Annotated in this window: 27 protein-coding genes, 1 pseudogene and 1 CRISPR repeat array; of the genes and pseudogenes, 25 read left to right on the forward strand and 3 right to left on the reverse strand. The window is 39.1% G+C overall.

The annotated features are described in order from the left end of the window. Window positions 1–182, forward strand: a 182-nt coding sequence (locus BLW93_RS08910) for a hypothetical protein (RefSeq protein WP_216818669.1), incomplete at its 5' end; no start/stop codon positions are given. Between the two features lie 125 nt (window positions 183–307). Here the strand turns inward: BLW93_RS08910 and guaB are convergent. After that, window positions 308–1,774, reverse strand: a complete 1,467-nt coding sequence (guaB, locus tag BLW93_RS06610; RefSeq protein WP_076713302.1) for an IMP dehydrogenase — start codon at window positions 1,772–1,774, stop codon at window positions 308–310. 63 nt (window positions 1,775–1,837) lie between these two features. On the opposite strand from guaB, the gene argH reads away from it, so the two are divergent. Genes argH through BLW93_RS06630 form a run of 4 tightly spaced genes read left to right on the forward strand, consistent with a single transcriptional unit; the run spans window position 1,838 to window position 6,357 of the window. Next, on the forward strand, window positions 1,838–3,238 hold the full coding sequence (gene argH, locus BLW93_RS06615) for an argininosuccinate lyase (RefSeq protein ID WP_076713303.1): 1,401 nt from the start codon (window positions 1,838–1,840) through the stop codon (window positions 3,236–3,238). Beyond that, window positions 3,235–4,098 carry a transketolase gene (locus BLW93_RS06620; RefSeq protein WP_173790648.1) on the forward strand — a complete coding sequence of 288 codons (864 nt, stop codon included), beginning with the start codon at window positions 3,235–3,237 and terminating at the stop codon, window positions 4,096–4,098. Before argH ends, BLW93_RS06620 begins: the two co-directional genes overlap by 4 nt. 34 nt (window positions 4,099–4,132) lie before the next feature. Then, on the forward strand, window positions 4,133–5,074 hold the full coding sequence (locus BLW93_RS06625) for a transketolase family protein (RefSeq protein WP_076713304.1): 942 nt from the start codon (window positions 4,133–4,135) through the stop codon (window positions 5,072–5,074). Further along, window positions 5,071–6,357 carry a S41 family peptidase gene (locus tag BLW93_RS06630; RefSeq protein ID WP_076713305.1) on the forward strand — a complete coding sequence of 429 codons (1,287 nt, stop codon included), beginning with the start codon at window positions 5,071–5,073 and terminating at the stop codon, window positions 6,355–6,357. Before BLW93_RS06625 ends, BLW93_RS06630 begins: the two co-directional genes overlap by 4 nt. 30 nt (window positions 6,358–6,387) lie before the next feature. On the opposite strand, the gene BLW93_RS06635 is transcribed toward BLW93_RS06630, so the two are convergent. Further along, complete coding sequence (locus BLW93_RS06635) at window positions 6,388–7,092, reverse strand: aminotransferase class IV (RefSeq protein ID WP_076713306.1); 705 nt, start codon at window positions 7,090–7,092, stop codon at window positions 6,388–6,390. A 171-nt stretch (window positions 7,093–7,263) separates the two neighbouring features. Here BLW93_RS06635 and BLW93_RS06640 point away from each other — a divergent pair, with 171 nt between their 5' ends. The 17 genes from BLW93_RS06640 to BLW93_RS06720 all read left to right on the forward strand — a co-directional run bounded on the left by BLW93_RS06640 (window position 7,264) and on the right by BLW93_RS06720 (window position 21,188). Next, a complete protein-coding gene (locus BLW93_RS06640) occupies window positions 7,264–8,286 on the forward strand; it encodes a DUF2202 domain-containing protein (protein WP_076713307.1) in 1,023 nt (340 codons plus the stop codon). 53 nt (window positions 8,287–8,339) lie between these two features. Beyond that, window positions 8,340–9,131, forward strand: a complete 792-nt coding sequence (locus BLW93_RS06645) for a DUF4405 domain-containing protein (protein ID WP_076713308.1) — start codon at window positions 8,340–8,342, stop codon at window positions 9,129–9,131. A gap of 10 nt (window positions 9,132–9,141) precedes the next feature. Continuing rightward, window positions 9,142–9,402: an HPr-rel-A system PqqD family peptide chaperone gene (locus BLW93_RS06650; protein ID WP_076713309.1), complete on the forward strand. Its 261-nt coding sequence runs from the start codon at window positions 9,142–9,144 to the stop codon at window positions 9,400–9,402. After that, complete coding sequence (locus tag BLW93_RS06655) at window positions 9,395–10,423, forward strand: ATP-grasp domain-containing protein (protein ID WP_076713310.1); 1,029 nt, start codon at window positions 9,395–9,397, stop codon at window positions 10,421–10,423. Before BLW93_RS06650 ends, BLW93_RS06655 begins: the two co-directional genes overlap by 8 nt. Continuing rightward, the gene (locus BLW93_RS06660) at window positions 10,420–11,781 is read left to right on the forward strand and encodes an alanine racemase (protein WP_076713311.1); all 1,362 of its coding nucleotides are present in this window, start codon (window positions 10,420–10,422) and stop codon (window positions 11,779–11,781) included. The genes BLW93_RS06655 and BLW93_RS06660 overlap by 4 nt, the downstream gene beginning before the upstream one ends. Then, window positions 11,771–12,148, forward strand: coding sequence for a cytidine deaminase (cdd, locus tag BLW93_RS06665; RefSeq protein ID WP_076713312.1), 378 nt, complete (start codon window positions 11,771–11,773; stop codon window positions 12,146–12,148). The genes BLW93_RS06660 and cdd overlap by 11 nt, the downstream gene beginning before the upstream one ends. Before the next feature lie 76 nt (window positions 12,149–12,224). Continuing rightward, window positions 12,225–12,902: a response regulator transcription factor gene (locus BLW93_RS06670; protein ID WP_076713313.1), complete on the forward strand. Its 678-nt coding sequence runs from the start codon at window positions 12,225–12,227 to the stop codon at window positions 12,900–12,902. Further along, complete coding sequence (gene hisD, locus BLW93_RS06675) at window positions 12,899–14,230, forward strand: histidinol dehydrogenase (RefSeq protein ID WP_076713314.1); 1,332 nt, start codon at window positions 12,899–12,901, stop codon at window positions 14,228–14,230. The genes BLW93_RS06670 and hisD overlap by 4 nt, the downstream gene beginning before the upstream one ends. Before the next feature lie 11 nt (window positions 14,231–14,241). After that, a complete protein-coding gene (locus tag BLW93_RS06680; protein WP_076713315.1) occupies window positions 14,242–15,180 on the forward strand; it encodes an aspartate carbamoyltransferase catalytic subunit in 939 nt (312 codons plus the stop codon). Further along, entirely contained in the window at window positions 15,173–15,496 is a 324-nt protein-coding gene (locus BLW93_RS06685; RefSeq protein ID WP_076713316.1) for a cytochrome c3 family protein, read from the forward strand. The genes BLW93_RS06680 and BLW93_RS06685 overlap by 8 nt, the downstream gene beginning before the upstream one ends. Before the next feature lie 10 nt (window positions 15,497–15,506). After that, window positions 15,507–16,790 carry a dihydroorotase gene (locus BLW93_RS06690; protein WP_076713317.1) on the forward strand — a complete coding sequence of 428 codons (1,284 nt, stop codon included), beginning with the start codon at window positions 15,507–15,509 and terminating at the stop codon, window positions 16,788–16,790. A gap of 13 nt (window positions 16,791–16,803) precedes the next feature. Beyond that, window positions 16,804–17,658: an SDH family Clp fold serine proteinase gene (locus BLW93_RS06695; RefSeq protein ID WP_076713318.1), complete on the forward strand. Its 855-nt coding sequence runs from the start codon at window positions 16,804–16,806 to the stop codon at window positions 17,656–17,658. A gap of 9 nt (window positions 17,659–17,667) precedes the next feature. After that, entirely contained in the window at window positions 17,668–18,159 is a 492-nt protein-coding gene (locus tag BLW93_RS06700) for a CarD family transcriptional regulator (RefSeq protein ID WP_076713319.1), read from the forward strand. Beyond that, entirely contained in the window at window positions 18,156–19,142 is a 987-nt protein-coding gene (locus BLW93_RS06705; protein WP_076713320.1) for a PIN/TRAM domain-containing protein, read from the forward strand. Before BLW93_RS06700 ends, BLW93_RS06705 begins: the two co-directional genes overlap by 4 nt. Then, window positions 19,139–19,834, forward strand: a complete 696-nt coding sequence (gene ispD / locus BLW93_RS06710) for a 2-C-methyl-D-erythritol 4-phosphate cytidylyltransferase (RefSeq protein WP_076713321.1) — start codon at window positions 19,139–19,141, stop codon at window positions 19,832–19,834. The genes BLW93_RS06705 and ispD overlap by 4 nt, the downstream gene beginning before the upstream one ends. A 66-nt stretch (window positions 19,835–19,900) precedes the next feature. Further along, the gene (ndk, locus tag BLW93_RS06715) at window positions 19,901–20,326 is read left to right on the forward strand and encodes a nucleoside-diphosphate kinase (protein WP_076713322.1); all 426 of its coding nucleotides are present in this window, start codon (window positions 19,901–19,903) and stop codon (window positions 20,324–20,326) included. 37 nt (window positions 20,327–20,363) lie between these two features. Continuing rightward, window positions 20,364–21,188, forward strand: coding sequence for a hypothetical protein (locus BLW93_RS06720; protein ID WP_076713323.1), 825 nt, complete (start codon window positions 20,364–20,366; stop codon window positions 21,186–21,188). 98 nt (window positions 21,189–21,286) lie between these two features. On the opposite strand, the gene BLW93_RS06725 is transcribed toward BLW93_RS06720, so the two are convergent. Next, entirely contained in the window at window positions 21,287–21,619 is a 333-nt protein-coding gene (locus BLW93_RS06725) for a hypothetical protein (RefSeq protein WP_076713324.1), read from the reverse strand. 180 nt (window positions 21,620–21,799) lie between these two features. On the opposite strand from BLW93_RS06725, the gene BLW93_RS06730 reads away from it, so the two are divergent. From BLW93_RS06730 to BLW93_RS06735, 3 genes and pseudogenes are all read left to right on the forward strand, one after another. After that, the gene (locus BLW93_RS06730) at window positions 21,800–22,024 is read left to right on the forward strand and encodes a hypothetical protein (RefSeq protein ID WP_076713325.1); all 225 of its coding nucleotides are present in this window, start codon (window positions 21,800–21,802) and stop codon (window positions 22,022–22,024) included. Window positions 22,025–22,218: 194 nt separating this feature from the next. Continuing rightward, window positions 22,219–22,359 (forward strand): annotated as a pseudogene (locus BLW93_RS09055) (hypothetical protein); the annotation flags it as partial. A gap of 1 nt (window position 22,360) precedes the next feature. Further along, on the forward strand, window positions 22,361–22,618 hold the full coding sequence (locus BLW93_RS06735) for a hypothetical protein (RefSeq protein WP_076713326.1): 258 nt from the start codon (window positions 22,361–22,363) through the stop codon (window positions 22,616–22,618). A gap of 42 nt (window positions 22,619–22,660) precedes the next feature. Next, window positions 22,661–23,028: a CRISPR direct-repeat array (repeat unit 31 nt; unit sequence GTTTCAATTCCTTAGAGGTACGCTTAAAACT). Window positions 23,029–23,131 lie beyond the last annotated feature (103 nt).

Raw genomic sequence — 23,131 nt, forward strand, 5'->3', positions numbered from 1 at the left:
TGAGGCTAAGGAAGAACTTCAGGATATGTTCTCCAGGAGGTACTCCTAATGGTTTACACAAAATTATTGACACAACCAGACTGCTTTCTCACTTTTCAACTTTCGAAGATATTCTTTCCCTTTCTTTATTCTCACAACAAGGTGGAATACAGAGGCAGGTTAGATACAGAAAAGTAAACTAACAAAAAGCTTATAGAAAAAACTTTTTTGTTTAAAAAAGTCTTAAAAGAAAGGGAACGGAAAAATAGAAGGAAGCAACGGTTGTTGCCAGGATGCCGGTAAATAAGCCCCCAAAAGGGGGCGAGAATTATCTTTCTATCCAGTAGTTAGGTGCTTCTTTTGTGATTATTACATCATGGACGTGGGATTCTTTAAGACCTGAAGCCGTTATCTTGACAAATCTTGCTTTCTTTCTCATCTCTTCAATGTTGGCGGCACCGCAGTATCCCATTCCTGCTTTAAGTCCGCCAACGAGTTGATGGATTGTATCGGCAAGAGGTCCTCTGTAAGGAACCATACCTTCGATTCCTTCTGGAACAAGCTTTTTCTCCTCTACTTCAGATTGAAAGTATCTGTCTTTGCTTCCCTTTTTCATTGCTCCAAGAGACCCCATGCCTCTGTAAACTTTGTAGCTTCTTCCCTGATAGAGGATAAGTTCGCCTGGGCTCTCTTTTGTTCCGGCAAAGAGGCTTCCGATCATTACAACTCTCGCTCCTGCCCCAATCGCTTTTGCAACATCACCGGAGAACTTTATACCACCATCGGCAATTATGCTTATGCCATATTTGTCGGCAACTTTAACACATTCGGCGACAGCTGTGAGCTGCGGAACGCCGACACCTGCAACAATTCTCGTGGTGCATATTGAACCTGGACCGATTCCTACTTTTACGGCGTCGGCACCTGCTCTTATGAGCGCTTCCGTTGCTTCAGCCGTGGCAACATTTCCGGCGATAACATCAAGCTCAGGAAATTCGGCTTTCACTCTTTCCACTGTTTCAAGAACTTTTTTTGAGTGGCCGTGAGCGGTATCGATTACGATTACATCAACACCTGCTTCAACAAGGGCTGTAACTCTTTTCAGAGCGTCGGCCCCCACTCCTACTGCGGCCCCAACCATCAATCTTCCAAGCTCGTCTTTGCTTGCGAGAGGATATTTTTCCTTTTTCTCGATATCTTTTATGGTTATTAAACCTTTTAAGAATCCTTGCTCGTCAACTACCGGAAGTTTTTCGATTTTGTGTTTGTGTAGAATTTCCTTTGCCTGTTCAAGTGTTGTTCCGACAGGAACCGTTTTCAGGTTTTCCTTTGTCATAACTTCTGATATTTTTATAGAGAAATCTTTAACGAATCTTATGTCTCTGTTTGTTATGATGCCAAGCAGTTTTCCATTTTCGTCCGTTACTGGAAGTCCTGAGATCTTGTATTTTTTCATCAAAGCTTCGGCGTCGGCTATTGTTTGTTCTGGAGAAACGGTAACAGGCTTTACGATCATTCCACTTTCGGATCTTTTAACCCTGTCTACTTCTTCTGCTTGTTCTTCAATAGACATGTTTTTGTGGATAATGCCTATACCGCCCTGCCTTGCAATTGCGATTGCAAGGTCTGCTTCTGTAACGGTATCCATGGCAGCACTCATTATAGGAATATTCAGTCTGATTCTTTTTGTTAGTTGTGTAGACACATCAACCTGTGTTGGCAGAACTTCCGAATAGTTTGGAACCAGAAGAACATCATCAAAAGTTAAAGCTTCCTTTACATGTTCATCAAGCATTTTATCCTCCTTTTTGCTTTTTTGAATTATAATTACAACCAACCGAATAAACAAGGAGGTTTAATGGCTGAAAGCGAAAAAAAGTTGTGGGGCGGCAGATTTAAAGAATCAACAGATGCTCTTGTAGAAAAATTCACAGAGTCGGTATCTTATGATAAAAGGCTTGCACCGTTTGATATTGCTGGTAGCATTGCTCACGTTACGATGCTTGCCAAACAGGGAATTCTTAAAGAGGACGAAGCAAAAAAAATAGTTGAAGGCCTTAATGAAATTTTGAGAGAGATAGAGGAAGGGAAGTTTGAATGGAAACAGGAATTAGAAGATGTTCACATGAACATCGAGAAAAGCCTAATAGAGAAGATAGGTCCTGTTGGTGGCAAACTTCATACGGGAAGGTCAAGAAACGATCAGGTTGCCACAGACGTTAGGCTTTACGTAAGACACGAAATAAACGAAATCCTTGCTCTGCTTAAAAGTTTAAGAGAAGCATTTTACATACAGGCAAAAAAATACATAGATGTTATTATGCCTGGTTATACGCATCTTCAGATAGCGCAGCCTGTTCTTTACGCTCACCACATGCTTGCTTACTATCAGATGTTTAAACGGGATGAAGAACGTTTCAAAGATACTCTGAAAAGGGTAAATGTTATGCCTCTCGGTTCTGCAGCACTGGCAGGAACGAGTTATCCTCTTGATAGAGAATTTACCGCTTCTCTTTTAGAGTTTGATTCTGTTTCAAGGAATAGTATGGATGCAGTAAGTGATAGAGATTTCGTTGCTGAAACAATTTTCAATTGTGCTCTTGTTATGGCTCACTTGTCAAGGCTTTCTGAGGAGCTTATTCTGTGGTCAACAGAAGAGTTCGGATTCATAGATTTGCCTGATGCTTTTTGCACGGGAAGTTCCATAATGCCTCAGAAGAAAAATCCGGATGTTTCAGAACTTACAAGGGGAAAAACAGGCAGGGTTTACGGAGATCTTGTTGCCATTCTTACCATTATTAAAGGTCTGCCAATGACGTATAACAGAGATTTGCAGGAGGATAAAGAACCTCTCTTTGATGCTATTGATACTGTTAAGCTTGCTCTTGCAGTAAATGCGAGAGTTGTTAGAGGAATGAAGCCGAAAAAAGAGAGAATGAGATCTCAGGCTTCAAAAGGTTTTTCTCTTGCTACAGATGTTGCCGACTATCTGGCCAAAAAAGGTGTTCCTTTCAGAGATGCTCACAGGATCGTAGGTGAAATTGTTGCTTACTGCCTTGATAACGGGAAAACACTTGAAACAATGACAATAGATGAATTCAGGCAATTTTCGAACGCATTTGATAAAGATGTTTTAAATTTAATTAGTGTGGAAGGTTCTACTTCAAGCAGAAACATTATAGGCGGAACTGCTAAAGAGCAGGTATTAAAAGAGCTTGAAAGGATAGAATCAGAAGAAGGTTTTAAGGAGGAAAAATGATAAGGTTTGAACCTCAGTTTTTCATGGAGAGAAACAGAGATATAGATAATAGCACCTTAAGAGCGATAGCAAGGGAAGTCAGGAAAGACATTCTCAAAATGACTACGAACGTCAATTCGGGACATCCTGGCGGTTCAATGTCTGTTGCAGATATACTTGTTACTCTCTATTACTACAAAATGAGGCATAATCCTGATAATCCTAAATGGGAAGAGAGAGACAGATTTGTTCTTTCAAAAGGTCATGTCAGTCCGGCTCTCTACTCTGTCCTTGCAAGGTGCGGATACTTCTCGGTGGAGGATTTGATGACCTTCAGAAAGATTGACGGTAACCTTCAGGGGCATCCTGATATGTTGAAAACACCGGGTATAGAGATTTCAACCGGATCGCTGGGGCTTGGAATAGGAGCTGCCGTTGGGATGGCTTTAGGTTTAAAGCTTTCAGGTTTTGATTCCAGGGTCTATTGTGTTATTGGTGATGGTGAAGCTCAGGAAGGAAGCGTCTGGGAGGCTTCAATGGCAGCGTTTCACTACAATCTTGATAACTTATGTGTAATTCTTGATAACAATAACCTTCAAATAGACGGGCCTGTTGATGAAGTTATGTCTATCTATCCTGCGATGGAAAAGTGGAAAGCTTTTGGATGGCACGTTATAGAGATAAATGGACACGATTTTAATGAGATAAGAGCTGCTCTTGATGAAGCCGATACTGTTAAGTATAAGCCTACGATGATTGTTGCAAAAACTGTAAAAGGAAAAGGTGTTTCTTTCATGGAAAACCGTGCTGAATGGCATGGAAAAGCACTTTCGCCGGAGCAGTTAAAAGAAGCTCTTAAAGAGCTAGGAGAGCTTGTTTAGAAGAAAAAGCTTGCTTTATAGTTGAGGAGGAAAAATGCAGAAGGTGAGCCTTAGAGATGCATACGGAGATACCCTGATTGAGCTTGGTAAAAAGGATGACAGAATTGTTGTCCTTGATGCTGACCTTTCGGGTTCGACTAAATCGGGAAAGTTCGGAAAGGTTTTCCCTGAAAGGTTTTTCAATATGGGGATTGCCGAGATTAATATGATAAATACTGCTGCAGGACTTGCGACAACCGGAAAAATCGTTTTTGCCAGCACGTTTGCCATATTTGCTACTGGAAGGGCGTGGGAAGCCGTAAGACAGATGGTTTGTTATCCCGAACTTAACGTTAAGATTGTGTGCACTCACGGTGGTATAACAGTTGGAGAAGACGGAGCTACACATCAGGCTTTAGAAGATGTGGCAAATATGAGAAATATTCCAAACATGAGAGTTGTAGTTCCTGCTGATGATATAGAAACAAAACAGGTTATAGAAAAAGTTGCCTATACTGATGGTCCTTTCTATGTCAGGTTAACGAGAGAAAAGTTTCCAAGAATTTTTGATGAAAACTACAAATTTGAGATAGGAAAAGGGTATGTGTTAAGAAGTGGTGAAGATGTTACTGTTGTTGCAAATGGACTTGAAACTTCATTTGCCCTTGAGGCTGCTGAAATCCTTGAAAAGGAAGGTATTTCGGTTGAAGTTATCCACATGCCGACGGTGAAACCGATAGATAGAGAGCTTATTGCTGAATCTGCTTCTAGAACAGGTGCTGTTGTTACTGCAGAAGAGCATTCAATTATTGGAGGTCTTGGTTCTGCAGTAGCTGAGGCTATTGTTGAAACGGTGCCAGTTCCTGTGGAAAGAGTTGGAACGCCTGATACTTTTGGTCGTTCGGGAAAAGGATGGGAACTTGTAAAATACTACAAGTTAGATGCAAGCGGTATAATTGAAAAAATCAGAAAGATTCTTGAGAGGAAGAAAAGATGAAAAAATCTGTGAAAAAGGGTCTGTTCGTAGTAGCTTTCGTGCTCTTTTCATTTGCAATTGTAACTTCCGGTTTTGCATCAAAAAATGAGAACGGTGGAGAGCTTTCTTACATTTCGCTTTTTACGGAAGTGTATCACCTTGTTAAGGAAAAGTATGTTGATCCTGTAAGTCCCAAGAAGCTTTTTGAGGGTGCTATTCAGGGAATGCTTTCAAAACTTGATCCTCACTCTGTTCTATTTACGCCTGAAGATTTTAAAGAGTTTGAAGTTGAAACAAGAGGTGAGTTTGGAGGGTTGGGCATTCAAATAACGAAAACAAAAGACGGTAAGCTCCTTATAATAACGCCTATAGAGGATACGCCTGCTTACAGGGCAGGACTTAAACCGGGCGACATAATAGTTGAGATAAACGGAAAGCCGGTTACTCCCGAGATGAGTCTTATGGATGCCGTAAAGATGATGAGAGGAAAGCCCGGAACTAAGGTTACCATAAAGGTTATGAGGAAGGGCTGGAGCAAACCTAAAACATTTACTATCACAAGGGCAATTATTAAGATAAAGAGTGTTAAATATAAAAAGCTCAAGGGAGATATAGGCTATATTCGTTTTACAATGTTTCAGGCAAACTCTCCCGATGAGTTTAAAAAGGCTCTTAAAAATCTACTGAAAGACAAACATCTTGAAGGAATAATTGTTGATGTAAGAAACAATCCAGGTGGACTGCTTGATTCGGCTGTTGAAATAAGCGATTATTTTCTTCCCGAAGGGGATTTGATCGTTTATACGAAGGGAAGAATTCCAGATAGCAATCAAAAGTTCTATTCAGAAAATCCTCCTATAGTTCCTGAGAATATTCCTGTTGTAATGCTTGTAAACGGCGGAACAGCAAGTGCGGCTGAGATTCTTACAGGTGCTTTGAGATACAATGACAGAGCAATAGTTGTTGGTGAAAAGACGTTTGGGAAAGGTTCGGTTCAAACGCTTTTCCCTCTTGAAATGGGCTACGGTGTGAAAATAACAACGGCAAGGTACTATATGCCCAATCACAAGTGTATTGACGGTAAGGGTATAACTCCGGATATTGAAGTTAAACTTTCTCAGGAAGATATAGATTTTCTCAAGAAAGAAGCTAAAGAGATGGAAGAACACCCTGAAAAGACTGAGGAACTGAGAAAGGAGAAAGAAAATAGAATAGATAACCAGTTAAAGCGGGCGATAGAAGTTATAAAAGAGTTTAAGTTCTTCCAGAAGATGGAGAAGCAAGAAGTAAAAAAAGCAGCTTAATGATTTAGGGGGAAGGTTACCCTTCCCCCTTTATCTAAATTTCATCATTTCCATTATCTCTTTAAGTCTTTTTCCCCAGGGTTTTCCGTTGAATTCAAAAACTCTGTCTTCTATTTTTTGGACAGAAACAACGTCGTATTTTGCACTTGTTATCAACACTTCATCGGCTTTTAAAATATCTTCTTTCGTGAAAAATCCTTCAAATACGGGGATTCCCGTATCTTTGAGTATTTTAATAACAATGGCTCTTCTTGTTCCCGGGAGACATCCCGTTTCAAGGGAAGGGGTAAAAAATATTCCATCTTTTACGAAGAATAGGTTGGCAAAAGCTGTTTCCGAAATAAAACCTTGAGTATCGAAAATAATAGCTTCTGTAAATCCTTTCTCTTTAGCTGCTCGTATACCTACAATTGATTCATATATCGATGATGTTTTATGTTTTGATAAAAGGTCAACTTTTCTCTTTATGCCTTCAAAGAACATGAGAGAGACTTTGTTTGGCACGGTGCATTTTCTAAAAGACACAGAAAAATCACCATTTATAAAAAGCGAGAATTTTACAAGGTAACTGTCGGAATTAGGAGCTGTATTTTCTATGATTCTTTTGAAATTTTCTGCCGAAATATCAAAAGGAAATTTCAATATCTCAGCGCTCTTTTTTATTCGGCTATAGTGTTTTTCTATGAAAGTGGCTTTTCCATTTTCTACCCTTACCGTCTCAAAAAGTTCAAACACGGAAAAATTACCTCCCTATTCGGAAAAATTTCCGATTGTTGACTAACTACAAATTTTACAGAATCTCCGTATGACCTGGAAATTAAACAATTAGAACCTAAAGTTTGTTTTGGCATGGTAATTGCTTTTAAGAAGTAGTGAAAACAATAAAACCTTTAGAAGGAGGATGTGATGAGAAAGTTGATAGTGACAATGCTTTCAGGAATGGTTATTACGGGAAGTCTGTTTTCTTGTGCAACGGGAAGTGCGGCAACAAATGCAACTGTTTTACCGGGTAGAGGACCTGCTTATGTAGCTACACTTCCAAAACAACCGTTGAGCAAACAGGAGATTAAAGACCTTTTGCACATGAGAGAAGAAGAAAAACTGGCAAGGGATGTTTATACTGCCCTTTATGAGATGTGGCAGATGCCGGTTTTCAGAAACATCGCCCGTTCAGAGCAGAGACATATGGATATGCTCAAGTTTTTGATTGACAGGTATAACCTTGAGGATCCCGTTGCAAAAACTGGAGATAAGCCTGGAAAGTTTGAAAACAAGAAACTGCAAAAACTTTATACAAAGCTTGTAAAGCAGGGTAGTAAATCTCTAATAGATGCTCTTGAAGTCGGTGCAACAGTAGAAGACCTTGATATTAGGGATCTTCAAGATGCTCTTAAAAGGACGGACAATAGAGATATCGCAACTGTTTATGAAAATCTTATGAAAGGTTCAAGAAACCACATGAGGGCTTTTACAGCAATTTTAAGAAGATACGGTATAGAGTATAAACCAAAATTCATAACACCTTCCGAGTATAGGGCTATAATTACTTCAAAGCATGAGATAGGTGTCGTCTACGGTGAAAACGGTAAAAGTGTTACAGCTTATCAAACAATAACCGTGAAAGGTATAGTGACAAAAGTTTACCAGCGCCCAGGTTACGGTAATAAAAAGGTTGTATGGTGGGTGGTTGAAGTAAAGACACCTAATGGTAAGGAGGAAATAGCTATTGCACCTATATGGCTTTACCCTTCCATTGATATTGTTCCCGGTGACAGGATAAGTGTTACAGGTTATGTTCCGCCGTTCTGGAGATTCAGGAACATTAAGGGCTTAATGGCGTGCACTATAAAAAATCCAAAAAGAGGAGTAACATATAAAATAAGGAACTGTAACAGGCTTAACAGAAGATTTAGATTCCAGAACCGATAATTCTCTGGCGGGCAAAAAGCCCGTCTGCTTTTTAAACTTTAACGGAGGGCCGGATGGAAAAGAAGCCTGTTGGAACAACCTCGCGCATCTGGATTAGCCTTTTTCTGTTTTACACAGTAATTGTTCTTATAGTAAGCAGTATTGTCCTTTACATAATGCCTCACGGTAGGGTTGCTTACTGGAGCGGATGGAGACTTTTAGGACTTTCAAAAGATCAGTGGGAAGCAGTTCACGTTATATCTGGAATTGGCATGATTATTTTTGCCGTATGGCACACAATTTTAAACTGGAAGCCACTTAAAAACTACCTTGTTAAAAGAGAAAGTCTCGTTTCTGCCGTAGTGGTCGTTATCTGCATCGCAGCTACAATTTTTGGATTACCACCGTTTTCTACGATTATCAATTTTGAGCAGAGAATAAAAAGAAGCTGGGAAAGAAGTCTTCCATCAGCACCTTTACCCCATGCAGAGCTTATGACGTTGAGGGATTTATGTCAGAAAGAGAATATTCCTTTGCAAACAGCTGTTACCCTTTTGCATCAGAGTGGCATTTCAGCTTCACCTGATGAAACTTTGCAGGAAATAGCAAAAAATAACAATCTTTCTCCTGTCAGGGTTTATAATTTAATAAAGGGAGTTGGTAGAAATTTTAATCAGAGATCAGGTATGGGATTTGGAAGAATGACTTTGAAAGAGGTTTGCCTTATGAACGGGCTTACCATAGATAGGTGTCTTGATAAGCTACAAAAAGAGGGTATAGTGGCTTCACCTGATGAAACCCTGCGGGCAATAGCGGCTAAAAATGGTGTTTTACCGCGGGACATAGCGGCAATTATATCAAGATGACGGAGGAGTTATGAGCAGACTTAACAGATTGGCAATAAGCGAAGAAGGTTTCATTTTCGATCCTGAAACAGGTAATAGTTTTACTGTAAATAAAACCGGCCTTTTCATTATTAATATGTTGAAGGAAGGAAAAGATGTTGAAGACATTGTAGAAGCGTTAACAGAAGAGTTTGAGGTTGACAGAGAAGAGGCTATGAGGGATGTTACCGATTTTCTTGAGCAGTTAAGGTTTATGGGACTCATAGATAAAACGGAGGATGATAATGTGTAAGGTTGCTGTTTCCGGAATAAATGCCGTTGATAATCCGGGGCCTGGACTGGGAGTGATAAAAGGCATTAAAGATAAATATGAGAAAACTGCCATAGTAGGGCTTGCCTACGATGCTATGGAGCCAGGTGTTTACATGGACTGGTTGATTGATAAAGTTTATATAATGCCATATCCCTCAGAGGGAGAGGAGCCGTTTATAAATAGACTTCTTTACATAAAAGAGACTGCAGGACTTGATGCTGCTATACCGACTCTTGATGCAGAACTTCCCCTTTTTATAGCAAACAGTGATAAGCTCAAAAATTGTGGTATAGCAACCTTTCTCCCTACTAAAGAGCAGTTTAAACTGCGTTCTAAGGATAAGGTTTCTGAACTTGCGGAAGATATCGGTTTGAAGGTTCCTGAAAGCTTTACGGTGGTGTCTTATGAAGATTTAACTTCTGCTATCAATGAGATTGGTTTTCCCGTAATGATAAAGGGCATTTTTTATAAAGCATATAAAGCCTTCAATTATCAAGAAGCAACCTCTTATTTTAATAAAATAGTTTCAGAGTGGGGATATCCGGTAATTGTTCAGAAAGTGGTTTCCGGTGAAGAGATGAACGTTGTTGGCGTTGGAGATGGTGAAGGTAGTCATTTCGGAATGGTGGGGATAAAAAAGTTATGGGTAACTTCCCTCGGAAAGATATGGACAGGAGTTACCGTTAAGCATGAGAAAATGCTTGAAGCGGCTGAGATTTTTGTTGAAAAATATAAGTGGCGTGGTGCCTTTGAACTTGAATGTATCGTTTCAGGAGATGATGTTTATCTTATAGAGATAAATCCCCGTTTTCCTGCGTGGGTCTATTTTTCCGTCGGTGTCGGAATAAATCTTCCTGCAAGGCTTCTTGATGCTGCGCTTGGCAAGGAGCCTGATAGAACTTCGGATTATGAAGCGGGAAAGCTTTATATTCGATTTACAGATGATTTTGTAACCGATATGGGCACGTTTCAAAAAATAGTCACAAGAGGTGAAAGATGAAAAAGGCTTATGAAAAACCGGCAATATTTAAACTTCATACAGGAATGATGAATAAATTCGGAAGTTTTGCGTCACCTCTTTCCCGAAAAATAAGGAAAGAGATTGACGGAGTTAAGATATCCGAGCTTGTTGAAAAATTCGGAACGCCCCTTTTTGTCTTTTCCGAAAAAGCACTACGTTCAAAGTTTAGAGAGATAAAAAGGGCTTTTACAACGCGGTATCCGAATGTTGAGTTTTCATGGTCTTATAAAACAAATTACCTTGATGCCATTTGTGCCATTCTTCACGATGAAGGGGAGACGGCAGAAGTTGTTTCAGAGTTTGAGTATCAAAAAGCAAGGAGATTAGGTGTAAGGGGCAATGAGATTGTTTTTAACGGTCCCTATAAACCTGTTGATGCTCTTAAAGTTGCCGTAGCTGAGGGGGCGAGAATAAACATAGACACATTTGAAGAAATTGCAGACCTTGAAGAAGTTGCAGCAGAACTTGGAATCAAGCCAAAAGTTGCAATAAGGTTAAACATGGATACAGGTATTCATCCTCAGTGGAGCAGATTCGGATTTAACCTGGAGTCAGGTCAGGCGTTTGATGCTGTTAAGCGTATTGCTTTTGGTGGGAAACTCGAGCTTGCTGGGCTTCACTGCCATATAGGAACCTTTATCCTTGAACCTAAAGCCTATGAAACAGAAGTCAGAAAGATGGTTGATTTTGCTTATAAAGTTGAAGATGAGTTTGGATTTAAGATTGAATATATAGATATTGGCGGTGGTTTCCCTTCAAAAAATAGGCTTAAAGGTGTTTATCTCCCTCCTGAAGTTGTAGTGCCTTCTATAGATGAAATTGCCGACAGGATTTGCAGTGCTCTTCTTTCATCGTTAAGACCGGGAGATTTTCCAAAGCTTATTATAGAGAGCGGTAGAGCTATTGTTGATGAAGCCGGTTACTTGATAGCTAAGGTTCATGCCACCAAAAGACTTCCTGATGGCAGAAAGGGTTATATCCTTGATGCTGGTGTCAATATTCTCTTTACTGCTTTCTGGTATCACTTTAACGTGGAGATAGATAGAGAGGTTCAAGGACCTTCTGAACCGTGCGTTCTTTACGGTCCTCTCTGTATGAATATTGATGTTGTTGATGAACTTGCTTATCTGCCTCCTCTTCCAAGAGGAACAAATCTCATACTTTCTCCTGTCGGTGCTTATAACGTAACGCAGTGGATGCAGTTTATCCGTTACAGACCAAATGTTGTTCTTATAGGTCAAAACGGGGAGGTTGATTTGATAAGAGAAGCCGAAACTCTTGAAGATATTGTGGGAAGAGAGAGACTTCCGGAGAGGTTGAAGCTAAATGGAAATTGACGAACTAATAGAAATTGCTAAAAAATCCGTTGTTAATTGTTATGCACCTTATTCAAAATTTCATGTAGTTTCGGTTCTTGAGGCTGAAGAAAATCTTTTTTTTGTAGGTGTTAATGTTGAAAACGTTTCCTTCGGTCTTACTGTGTGTGCCGAACGGATAGCGGTATTTAAAGCTGTTTCGGAAGGGTATAAAGAATTTTCAAAGATTTTAATATATTCTCCGGATGGTATGCCTTATCCCTGCGGTTCGTGCCGTCAGGTTCTTGCAGAATTTTGTGGTAAGAGTTTTCCTATTTATATTGCTTCTAATAGAGAAATTAAGGTTTTCACTCTCGGGGAACTTCTTCCCCACACCTTCTCTTTGTGATTTTTTTCGGATGAATCATCGTTCATTTGTGGTATAATTAGCTAACCTTCTGAAACTCTGCATTTAAGAGGCTTGCATGAGGATACTGTTTGTTGAAGATGATGAGGACCTTGGAGAAATAGTCAAATACAATCTTGAAAAGGAAAATTTTGAAGTTGACTGGATTCTTGACGGAAAGGGAGCGTTAGAAAAAGCTTTTTCAAGCAATTATGATCTTGTTATTCTTGATATAATGCTTCCGGGACTGGACGGCAAAGAAATCTGTAAACTTCTGAGAGAGAATGAAAAAACAAAAGATGTTCCGATAATTATGTTAACTGCTCTATGTGATGAAGATACAAAAGTGGAAAGCTTCAGTTATGGTGCTGATGATTATGTTACAAAACCTTTCAGTATAAAAGAGCTGATAGCAAGGATAGGAGCCATAAATAGAAGACTTAAATTATCGGAAAATGAAAAACTCTCGTTTAAAGGGATTACTCTTGATAGGATGTCAAAAGAAATAACGGTTGATAATCAGCCTGTCCAGCTGACCAAAACAGAATATCAGCTTATAGAACTTTTCCTTTCCAATCCCAACAAGGTTTTTTCAAGAGAAGAGCTCCTTGAGAAAATCTGGGGAAAAGAACACAGTGAGAATACGAGAACGCTTGATGTTTACATAAGCAGATTAAGGAAAAAGCTTGGGAATTACGGTAAATATTTGAGAACACTTCCACGTCTCGGTTACAAGTTAACAGCGGAGGAAAAATGAGAATAGTTAATTTAAGAAAAGAGAACTGGCAGGAGGATCCGGAACTTAGCAGAATTAAAACTCGCGGGCAGGGTCTTGAAAATAAGTATGCTACATCAGTTCTTGAAATAATTGAAAATGTCAGAAAGTATGGAGATACTGCGGTTTTTGGCTACGCTAAGAAATTTGACAGAGTTGAGCTGACTCCTGAAAATGTAAGAGTTTCCGAAAAAGAGATAGAAGAGGCTTTTGAAAAAGTTGAGCCTGAAGTTATTGATGCGATTAAGCTTGCCGTTGACAGGGTTAGAAAATTTCACGAACATCAGAAGGAGAATTCCTACTTTGTTACAGAACCGGGAATGGTTCTTGGACAAAAAGTTATTCCGCTTGAAAGTGCTGGAATATACGTTCCGGGAGGTAAGGCTTCTTATCCCTCTTCCGTTATTATGAATGCCGTTCCTGCAAAGGTTGCTGGTGTTGAAAAGGTTGTAATGGTGACACCTGCGATAGAAAGTCTTGAGGTTAATCCTTACTCTCTTGTTGCGGCTAAGCTTTCAGGTGTTGATAAGATATACCGTGTAGGTGGTGCTCACGGTGTTGCTGCAATAGCTTTTGGAACGGCTTCAATACCAAAGGTGGATAAAATAGTTGGTCCCGGTAATATATATGTTGCTCTTGCCAAGAAGTTTCTTTTTGGTCAGGTTGATATTGATATGGTTGCAGGTCCCAGTGAGATACTCGTCATAGCCGATGAAACTGCAAATCCTGAATGGGTTGCTATTGACCTTCTTTCTCAGGCAGAGCACGATGAACTTGCGGGAGCTTTTCTTGTAACTCATGATGAAAAAATTGCTCGGGCCGTAGTTGAAGAGATAACCAGGAAGTTAAGAACACTCAAAAGAAAAGAGATAGCTCAGAAGTCGATAGAAAATTTCGGAACTGTATTTTTAACCGAAAGTATTTACCATTCATGTGAAGTAGCAAACATCGTTGCCCCTGAGCATCTTGAAGTTGCAACGGCAGAGCCTTTTGCTCTTCTTGATTTGATTAAGAATGCCGGTGCCATCTTTTTGGGACATTACACCTGCGAATCTTTAGGTGATTATGTCCTGGGGCCGAATCACGTTCTTCCGACAGGCGGAAGTGCCAGATTCTTCTCTCCTTTAGGAGTTTACGATTTTGTGAAGAGAAGTTCCGTTCTTTATGTCAGCAGAGACGGTTTTGAGAAGATATCTTCTGCTACAGCCCTTCTCGCGGATGTTGAAGGACTTGAAGCACACGGTCTTGCTGCAAGGGTGAGAATGGGAAGCCGCATAAAGGTTTCTGAAAAAGAAAACGTTAAAGGTTAAAGAGGTTTTCAATGGAACATCTTTTAAGCTGTGAAGAGCTTGAAAAAGAGGATATTGATAATCTAATGTCTCTTGCTTTTAAAATTAGAGAGACTCTCAGAAGAGGAAAGAAAAAGTTTTCCGCCTTGAGAGGACAGTGTGTTGTAAATCTCTTTTTTGAAGCAAGCACAAGGACAAGAACATCTTTTGAAAAAGCTGGAAAGTTTCTTTCTGCTGACGTAATAAACATTTCGGCTTCAACCAGTAGCGTAAAGAAAGGAGAAACGCTTATAGATACGGTTAAAAATTTAGATATGATGCATCCGGACATAATCGTTTTAAGGCATCCGTGTGAAGGTGCTGGAGAAACTATAAAACCACACATTAAAGCTTCAATAGTGAATGCAGGCGACGGCTGTCACGAACATCCTTCTCAGGCACTCCTTGATGCTATGACTATTACGGATATTAAGGGCAGTTTAGATGGGTTGAATGTTGTTATAGCGGGAGATATTGTTCACAGCCGCGTAGCAAGATCGGACATAATTCTTTTTAAGAAGTTAGGTGCTAACATTTTTATTTTTGGCCCTTCCACAATGATGCCCAGGTATCCGGAAGCTTTAGGCGTTAGTGTTTTAAAAACGTTTGAAGAAGTTGCCGAAATTACCGATGTGTTAATAATGTTGCGTATTCAGCTTGAAAGACTTAACGCGAAGAAGGTATTTCCTTCATTAAGAGAGTACAGCAGGTTTTTCGGTCTAAATAGAAAACGCCTTGGAATGCTAAAGAAAGATGTTCTGATAATGCATCCGGGACCGGTAAACAGAGGTGTTGAGATAAATAATGATGTCATAACAGCTGACAGAACTTTCATATTTGATCAAGTTGAGAACGGTCTTGCCATGAGAATGGCAATTCTTACAATACTTTCTAAAAGAGAGAAAAAACTTCTGGAGGAGATAGATGCGTAAGGCACTTTTAATCCTACCTTTTCTATTTGTTGTTGGTTGCGGTCAGAGTGGTGTTTTGAACAAGGATTTAATTTTTAAGGCAAAAGATAAAGGTGCACCCGGAGATGTTGTTTTCAGCCATGTTTATCACTGTAAGGTTAAGAAACTTCATTGTTCTGCCTGCCATCCTGGTGTGTTTAAGAAAAAATTTGGTTATGACAAGATTACAATGAAAGATATATGGGCAGGAAAGTATTGCGGAACATGCCATAATGGACAGAAAGCCTTCAGTGCTAAAGATAAAACTCAATGCACAAGATGTCACAGCGTTAAGTGAGGAGATTTATATGAATAGCTGTCTTCTAAAAGGTGCTCTTGTCGTTGACCCTTCCCAGGGGATAGAGAAGCAGGCTGATATTTTGATTGATAATGGTAAGATTGTTAAGGTAGGAGAGAAAATAGATGTTTCTTTGGCAAAGCAAGTTATAGATGTTTCCGGGCTGGTTTTGATGCCCGGAATTGTTGACATACATACCCATCTAAGAGACCCCGGTTATGAATGGAAAGAGGACATTGAATCGGGAAGTCTCTGTGCTGTTACCGGAGGAATTACATCTGTCTGCTGCATGGCAAATACGGATCCCATCAATGATAATCCTTCTGTTACCAGGTATATCATAGAAAAAGCAAAAAGAGTTGGCCTTTGTGATGTTTTTCCCGTAGGTGCTCTTACAAAAGGGCTTAAAGGTGAGGAGATAGCAGAAATCGGTCAGATGGTTGAAGCGGGAATTGTTGCAGTTTCGGATGATGGTGAAACGCCTCGTGATTCAAAGCTTTTGAGAAATGCTTTTGATTATGCGAAGAGTTTCGGAATACCCATTTTCTGTCACAGTGAAGATAAGACTCTTTCAGCTGGTGGGCACATGAACGAAGGTCGGCTTTCAACCTATCTTGGGATTCCCGGCATTCCTCCCGAAGCAGAAGAAATTGGAACAATCAGGGATATAATGATTGCAAAACTTACAGGAGCAAAGATTCATATCTGCCACGTTTCAACAAAAGGGGCTCTTAAAATAATTGAAGAGATGAAAAAAGAAGGTGTTAACGTTACCTGTGAAATAACACCCCACCATTTTACATTAACAGAAGAAGCAGTCAGAACGTTTGATACCAACGCTAAAATGGCACCCCCTTTAAGAACGGAAAAAGACGTTGAAGCTTGTAAAGAGGCTTTGAGAACAGGTGTGGCGGATATAATAGCCACTGATCATGCTCCCCATTCTGTTGATGAAAAGATGGTTGAATTTAACTATGCCCCGTTTGGAATAATTGGTTTTCCGACTCTTTTGCCCCTTTCTCTTGAACTTGTTAGAGAAGGTTATCTGTCGCTTTCTAAGATGGTTGAAAAGCTATCAACAAAACCGGCTGAAATTATTAACAGGAAAGATATAGGGACGCTTAAACCGGGAAGCCGTGCAAACATTGCCGTTTTTGATCCTGATGAAGAGTATATTCTAACTGAAAAGATGATTAAATCGAAAAGCAGAAATACGCCTTTCCTTAACAAACCTTTAAAGGGAAAGGTAAAGCTCACAATTAGAAATGGTAAAATAGTTTATAAAGATTTTTAAATAAGGAGACAAGATGCAGGGAGGTTCATTTTTTGATATTTTCTGGATGCTGATAATTATTTTTTCTTTGTGGCCGTTGTTCCAGCAAAAAAATATTGAATGGGCAAGGCTCAGACTTATAAGAAAAATAGAAGAGAAGAGAAAATCCCGCGTTATTACCATGATTCATAGACAGGAAAGACTGGCTTTTATGGGTTTTCCTATTATGAGATATATCACGATAGAAGATTCTGAAAGAATTTTAAGAGCCATAAGAATGACGCCAGATGATATGCCGATAGATCTAATTCTTCACACACCAGGTGGATTGGCTCTTGCTGCAACACAAATTGCTGCTGCTCTGATCAAGCATAAGAGCCCCGTTAGAGTTATAGTTCCTCATTATGCAATGTCAGGAGGTACTTTAATAGCTCTTGCTGCCGATGAGGTAATAATGGATCCAAACGCTGTTTTAGGTCCTCTCGATCCTCAGCTGGGACAGTTTCCGGCACCATCTGTTATAAAGGCTTATCAGATCAAGAAAGCTGGTTTAAAAGATGAAACTCTCATACTTGCCGATGTTGCTGAAAAGGCTTTAAATCAAATGAAAAATACGATAAAGAAAATTCTTATGGCTAAAGGAAAAGATGAGAAACAGGCAGAAGAGGTGGCTGACCTTCTAACCTGCGGTTACTGGACACATGATTATCCCCTTACAGTTGATGTTCTAAAAGAGATAGGCATAAATGTTAGAACAGATGTTCCGGATGAGGTTTACGACCTTATGGAACTTTACTATCAGCCTACTGCTACAAGTTCCGTTCAATATATTCCAGTTCCTTACGGAGAGCCTAAAAAGGAAAATGTTCCAATAAAGAAACCTCATTAGGAGAGACCATTGATAAGAATAGGAGATAAGGTTGCTTATCCGCCTCACGGTGTAGGGGTTGTGGAAGGAGAGGAAAAAAGAACCGTGGGAGGAAGAGAAATTCTCTTTTTCCGCATCAAACTTTTAGGGAAAAATATGTCTGTTCTTGTTCCGGAAACGATTATAGAAAATTCAGGTATCAGGCCTGTCCTTGACGAACAGGAAGTTAATGAGATTTTCCAGTTTCTTTCTGAGGTTCCGAAAAATATTAGCAGTAAATGGACTGTAAGGCACAGGTTAAATGTTGACAGAATAAAAACTGGAGATGTTAAGGAACTGGCAATAGTTGTAAGAAATTTATCTTACAGGACAAAAGAGAAAGATCTTTCTTATTCTGAAAAACGGATGTTTGAAGAGGCTTTTGAAAAACTATCTGAAGAGATAGCTTTATCTCTTGGTAAAGATATAAAGGAAGTTAAAAAGAAGATAAGGAAAATTTTGAAAGAGGTTAAAAAGCAATGAATATACAGAGGCTCATAGGTGTTTTCTTTATCTTCCTTCTCCTTGTTTCTACACTCATTTTTAGAAATTATGGATTTACTGCAACTCAGTCAATGTTTATAGGTATCCTGATCACCGCATCGGCAGTTTTGCTTTATACTTTTGTTTTTCATCAGAAAAAATTTAAAATCAGAGGGCTTTTGGTTTTTTCTGCGGGATTTTTCCTGGGACTATATCTTGCGAAAGGAATAACAATTTCTCTTTACGCCGTTTTTACCAACTTTCCTTACCTTCAGGAGATTCTTTACCTTACACTTCCCTACCTTTTCGGTTTTGCGTTTCTTGAAATGATAGGTGATAAGCCTATTTCCGAAATATGGAAGGGAGAGACAGGGCTTTACGCTACCGTAAAAGTTCTTGATACAAGTGCTCTGATAGACGGAAGGATTGTTGAGGTTATAAAGCTGGGATTTGTTGAAGGAAAGATAGTTATCCCGAGATTTGTTCTGGAAGAGCTTCAGTATCTTTCTGATTCAACGGATCCGAATATAAGAACAAAAGGCAAAAAAGGCCTTGAACAGGTTTCTCTTCTTAAAGGAATTAAAAATCCTCCTGTTGAAATATACGAAAGGGATTTTCCCAGAATAAAAGAGGTTGATACAAAGCTTGTAGAGCTCTGCAGGCTTTTGAAAGCAAAACTCATAACTACCGATTACAATCTGAATAAAGTTGCCTCCATAAAAGGTGTTGAAATTTTAAACGTTAATGACCTTGCAAATGCTCTTAAACCTGTTGTAGCAGTGGGAGAAGAACTTGTTGTCTTTGTAATGAAAGAAGGAAAAGAGAAAGAGCAGGGAGTGGGTTATCTTGATGATGGTACCATGGTTGTTGTTGACGGGGGTAAACCTTACATAGGTCACAGAATAAAAGCTATCGTGAATAATGTTCTTCAAACATCTTCAGGAAAGATAATTTTTGTAAAACCTAAAGAGGTAATAAAGTGAGATATGCTGTCATTCCTGCTGCCGGCAGGGGTAAGCGTTTTGGAGCCAAAAAGCAGTTTGTAGAAGTAAACGGTAAGTCAATCATAGAATTTACTCTCAGGCCGTTTCAGGAAAGTTCTTTAATAGATAAAATTATTGTTGTTGCTCCAGAGGAATTCATTCCTGAAATGGAAACCAGAGTTGAAAAATTTCCAAAAGTTGAATCCGTTATTCCGGGAGGCTGTGAGAGGCAAGAGTCGGTTTTCAATGGTTTAAAGTGTATTCAAAACAGATGTTCCGAAGTTATTGTTCATGACGGCGTGAGACCCCTAATAGCAAGAAAGATGATAAATGACCTTATATCTGCTTATCAGGAATATGGTGTTGAAGGGGTAATAACCGCAGTAAAACCAAAAGATACGATAAAGGTTGTGGGAGCACCTCTTGAGGGGAGTGATTTTCTTGTTAAAGAAACTCTTAACAGGGAAAAGTTAGTTCTTGTTCAAACACCTCAACTTTTTAACTTTGAAGTTTTACTTGAATGTCATAAAAAAGCAGCCGAAGAGGGATTTTGGGGAACAGACGACGCGTCTCTCCTTGAACGTTACGGTTACACTGTTGTTGCTATAAAAGGAAATTATAGAAACATAAAAATTACGACACCAGAAGACCTTGAGATTTTCAAGGTTTTTCTTACTCAGTTTGAGAAGTAAAGGTTTCAATTTCTTCTTATTCTTAATTTGGGTATAATCTCACAACAAAAAATACGGAGGTTTAAAATGGCAGTTGAAAGAACACTTGTTATCGTAAAACCAGATGCTGTTAAGAAAAACGCTGTTGGCGACATTATCAGAATTTTACAGGAAAATGACCTGAAACTGATAGCTCTCAAGATGATTCACATGTCAAAAGAAGAGGCAAAAGGTTTTTATATCGTTCACAAGGATAGGTCTTTCTACGATGAACTTACAGACTTCATGTCTTCAGGTCCTTGTGTTCCTATGGTTTTTGAAGGTGAGAATGCCATTTCAAAGGTAAGAGAAATCATCGGTGCGACAGACCCTGCTAAAGCAGCCGAAGGGACTATCAGAAGCAAATACGGAACAGATGTTGGAAGAAATGCTGTTCATGCATCAGACTCACCGGAATCAGCGGCTTACGAGATTCCTTACTTCTTCAGTGCTCTCGAAATTCATTCAATTTAAATAAAGGGGGGCTTTCCCCCTTTTTTTCGGAGAATTTATGAAATCTAATTTTCTCATTGCTTCTGAAATAAAGGATAAGTTCTGTTATAAAGCAAAAGAAAAAGGTGTCGAGAAAAATGTTAGATACTTTATATTTGAAGATCTGCTTGATACGGGGGAGTTGCTCATCGGGAAAAAGTTTGAAGTTAATGAGTTTTCTTTTATAACTTACTTTCTCTTAAAAAAGAGTCGTAACATTTTTAGGAAATGGGATGAAAATTATCTTGGATGCTTTGCAGGGTTTAAAAGCGGTACAGAGATGTTGTTTGAGGATTTTTCCTTTAAAATCAAAGATTTTTCAAACTTTACACTTTTAACAGAAGCAGTGGAAGTGAAATCGGGAAATATCTATTTGTTTACACTTACAAATATCTGTGACCTGCCCAGAGCATTGAAATGGGAAGTTCCTGTAAAAGTAGCAATATTTGCGGATGGTGTGGCTGAAAAAGTTGAAGAACCGACATCGCCGATAGAGGACAGCTATGTTATCCGTCTTTTAAAACTTGCGCTGAAAGGACACGGTAAGGCAATAAATAGACTTGAAAAGGTTTTAAACATTGATAACGCGTCGTTACTTTTAAAGAATATTCGCAGAAATCCGGAAACGTTTTTCAAGAGCGCGATTTTACATATATCAAAAGATAGATACATAATAATTGGAAGAGTGGTGTCTTCTGCTGCTATCAATTTGAATAACCAGCAATTGTTCAGTACAATTTTAGAAACGGAAGGTATAAATCTTACAATTCTTTTAAAGAATAAAATTTCTAGAGGTAAGAGAATAAAGTTAACTGGACAAATGGTTGGATACTACTGCGGTTAAAGAAAAGGACTTTAATACATAGTTGCAATGGTAAAAGTCGGATTTTGAATTCTTTGATTTTAATTGGATTTTTAGAAATAGAACAGAAACTGGCAGGATTAAGCGGTGGTTTTGGTGGTTTGCTTAGAAGAGAGCTTTTCTTTGTAGTATCTCTTTACAGCCTCAAGGACTTCTTTGAAAGTGGCATTCTCTATGCCGAGCTCCGGGACAGTGTAAAGGCCGGGGATTTCAACCCTATCTTTTACATAGGAAAGTTCAAATTTCAAATCCTCAAGAGGAGAAGACATAAATACCCAGTCAACAAATGTAACTTCCCCTTGGTTGTTTGTTAAAACTTCTACAAGTAAGGACGGGAAAGGAAGCTCTTTATCTCCAATCCTATCGGCTTTCAACCTGAAACCGCTCTTGGTATCTTTAAAGTGTAAAAGCATTTTGCTCTCTGCTTCAGTCTATGTATCTATATAAGTATATACCTTTCCCCCTACTTGTTGGAAGAATTCCTGTTTGTTTTTAGCTGTGTAGAGTTGTTTCAATCCTTTAGAAGTACGCTTAAAACTTCAAACATTTACTTCCTCTGTAAAAAGTTTTATATTAATTTACGGGGGTGTAAAATGACTGTTGATACTGTCGTTGGATGGTTTCTGGCAGTGTGCATAGCCGCTGCTGCGACAGCTTTCATTGCTGCCGTTGTTTTCATAGCCGCATCTCCGCTAATTGCTGTTATTTATCTCATTGCTGACTGGTATGAGAGGAGATCCTCTCACGATACTTTGTCAGATTCTCAAGAAGAAACTGAAGCCGCTTTAATTGAATGTTCAAAAATTCACTATAGCTAAGTCTCAGCTCCCTCATTGCAACAATCGGAAAGAGTTCGGGGCTGTCTGTTCATAGAGAACACCTCTTGTTGTCTGAAAGACCGTGATTTCAATTCCTTAGAGGTACGCTTAAACTGGAGCGGTCAAAGACGTAGGAATGGACAGGGAAGCTGTAAAACGCTCAACAAAATTACAAACAAAGAGAAGCTGCTCGCCACTACCTTCTCAAAATGTATAAAATATTCAAGGATTGGGACTTGGCCATACAAGCCTATCATCTTGGTCCTGGAAATGTCAAAAGAGGAAAAAGGGCATATACTTATTTAAGAAAGGTGAAATCTTATGCCGGAGTGTGAAATGAAGGTTATTAAGAATCCTGCCACAGTAGAGGATAAAGACCTTAAAAGAGCTTATGAAATTGCTTTAAAGGTTTTAAAAGAAAAAGGATTTAAGGTTAAAGAAGTCCAGATGGCTATATCTCCATTTGCTCCAACTTATAAAAAGGCTATGATAGTAGAAATCTCACCACACCCAAAAGATGTTTTTGAAATGGCTACGTTGAATGAATTTTTACAGAAAAAAATAGGACGCAAAGTAGGGGTTTCTCTGATATGAAAAGATTTCCTCTGCAAATGCTTGATATGTGCAATACTTTGTGTTTCAATTCCTTAGAGGTACGCTTAAAACTCACCAATACCCAACCACCTACACTCACCAACCACCCGGTTTCAATTCCTTAGAGGTACGCTTAAAACTTAAATAGCAAAGTTACTACTGATTTACAAAGGTGGCTGTTTCAATTCCTTAGAGGTACGCTTAAAACTCTGTCGTCTGCCATGGCAACCTCCTCTCAAGAAAATGTTTCAATTCCTTAGAGGTACGCTTAAAACTATAAAAATGTAATGTCTAATAAAATGTTGTTATTGTTTCAATTCCTTAGAGGTACGCTTAAAACAATGCCCGGAAGCTCCAACCTCACCAATAGCCATAGCTCGTTTCAATTCCTTAGAGGTACGCTTAAAACCTATCTTAAAACTTATTCTTTTTTCAAGGTTGTGTCAATAATTTTGTGTAAACCATTAGGAGTACCTCCTGGAGAACATATCCTGAAGTTCTTCCTTAGCCTCA

The organism is Desulfurobacterium indicum (assembly GCF_001968985.1).
Classification (GTDB): domain Bacteria; phylum Aquificota; class Aquificia; order Desulfurobacteriales; family Desulfurobacteriaceae; genus Desulfurobacterium_A; species Desulfurobacterium_A indicum.

Bases quoted from the DNA above. Each gene is read 5' to 3' on its own strand.
- guaB (WP_076713302.1), bottom strand. From the start codon at position 1,774: ATGCTTGATGAACATGTAAAGGAAGCTTTAACTTTTGATGATGTTCTT.
- argH (WP_076713303.1), top strand. From the start codon at position 1,838: ATGGCTGAAAGCGAAAAAAAGTTGTGGGGCGGCAGATTTAAAGAATCA.
- BLW93_RS06620 (WP_173790648.1), top strand. From the start codon at position 3,235: ATGATAAGGTTTGAACCTCAGTTTTTCATGGAGAGAAACAGAGATATA.
- BLW93_RS06625 (WP_076713304.1), top strand. From the start codon at position 4,133: ATGCAGAAGGTGAGCCTTAGAGATGCATACGGAGATACCCTGATTGAG.
- BLW93_RS06630 (WP_076713305.1), top strand. From the start codon at position 5,071: ATGAAAAAATCTGTGAAAAAGGGTCTGTTCGTAGTAGCTTTCGTGCTC.
- BLW93_RS06640 (WP_076713307.1), top strand. From the start codon at position 7,264: ATGAGAAAGTTGATAGTGACAATGCTTTCAGGAATGGTTATTACGGGA.
- BLW93_RS06645 (WP_076713308.1), top strand. From the start codon at position 8,340: ATGGAAAAGAAGCCTGTTGGAACAACCTCGCGCATCTGGATTAGCCTT.
- BLW93_RS06650 (WP_076713309.1), top strand. From the start codon at position 9,142: ATGAGCAGACTTAACAGATTGGCAATAAGCGAAGAAGGTTTCATTTTC.
- BLW93_RS06655 (WP_076713310.1), top strand. From the start codon at position 9,395: ATGTGTAAGGTTGCTGTTTCCGGAATAAATGCCGTTGATAATCCGGGG.
- BLW93_RS06660 (WP_076713311.1), top strand. From the start codon at position 10,420: ATGAAAAAGGCTTATGAAAAACCGGCAATATTTAAACTTCATACAGGA.
- cdd (WP_076713312.1), top strand. From the start codon at position 11,771: ATGGAAATTGACGAACTAATAGAAATTGCTAAAAAATCCGTTGTTAAT.
- BLW93_RS06670 (WP_076713313.1), top strand. From the start codon at position 12,225: ATGAGGATACTGTTTGTTGAAGATGATGAGGACCTTGGAGAAATAGTC.
- hisD (WP_076713314.1), top strand. From the start codon at position 12,899: ATGAGAATAGTTAATTTAAGAAAAGAGAACTGGCAGGAGGATCCGGAA.
- BLW93_RS06680 (WP_076713315.1), top strand. From the start codon at position 14,242: ATGGAACATCTTTTAAGCTGTGAAGAGCTTGAAAAAGAGGATATTGAT.
- BLW93_RS06685 (WP_076713316.1), top strand. From the start codon at position 15,173: ATGCGTAAGGCACTTTTAATCCTACCTTTTCTATTTGTTGTTGGTTGC.
- BLW93_RS06690 (WP_076713317.1), top strand. From the start codon at position 15,507: ATGAATAGCTGTCTTCTAAAAGGTGCTCTTGTCGTTGACCCTTCCCAG.
- BLW93_RS06695 (WP_076713318.1), top strand. From the start codon at position 16,804: ATGCAGGGAGGTTCATTTTTTGATATTTTCTGGATGCTGATAATTATT.
- BLW93_RS06705 (WP_076713320.1), top strand. From the start codon at position 18,156: ATGAATATACAGAGGCTCATAGGTGTTTTCTTTATCTTCCTTCTCCTT.
- ndk (WP_076713322.1), top strand. From the start codon at position 19,901: ATGGCAGTTGAAAGAACACTTGTTATCGTAAAACCAGATGCTGTTAAG.
- BLW93_RS06720 (WP_076713323.1), top strand. From the start codon at position 20,364: ATGAAATCTAATTTTCTCATTGCTTCTGAAATAAAGGATAAGTTCTGT.
- BLW93_RS06725 (WP_076713324.1), bottom strand. From the start codon at position 21,619: ATGCTTTTACACTTTAAAGATACCAAGAGCGGTTTCAGGTTGAAAGCC.
- BLW93_RS06730 (WP_076713325.1), top strand. From the start codon at position 21,800: ATGACTGTTGATACTGTCGTTGGATGGTTTCTGGCAGTGTGCATAGCC.
- BLW93_RS06735 (WP_076713326.1), top strand. From the start codon at position 22,361: ATGAAGGTTATTAAGAATCCTGCCACAGTAGAGGATAAAGACCTTAAA.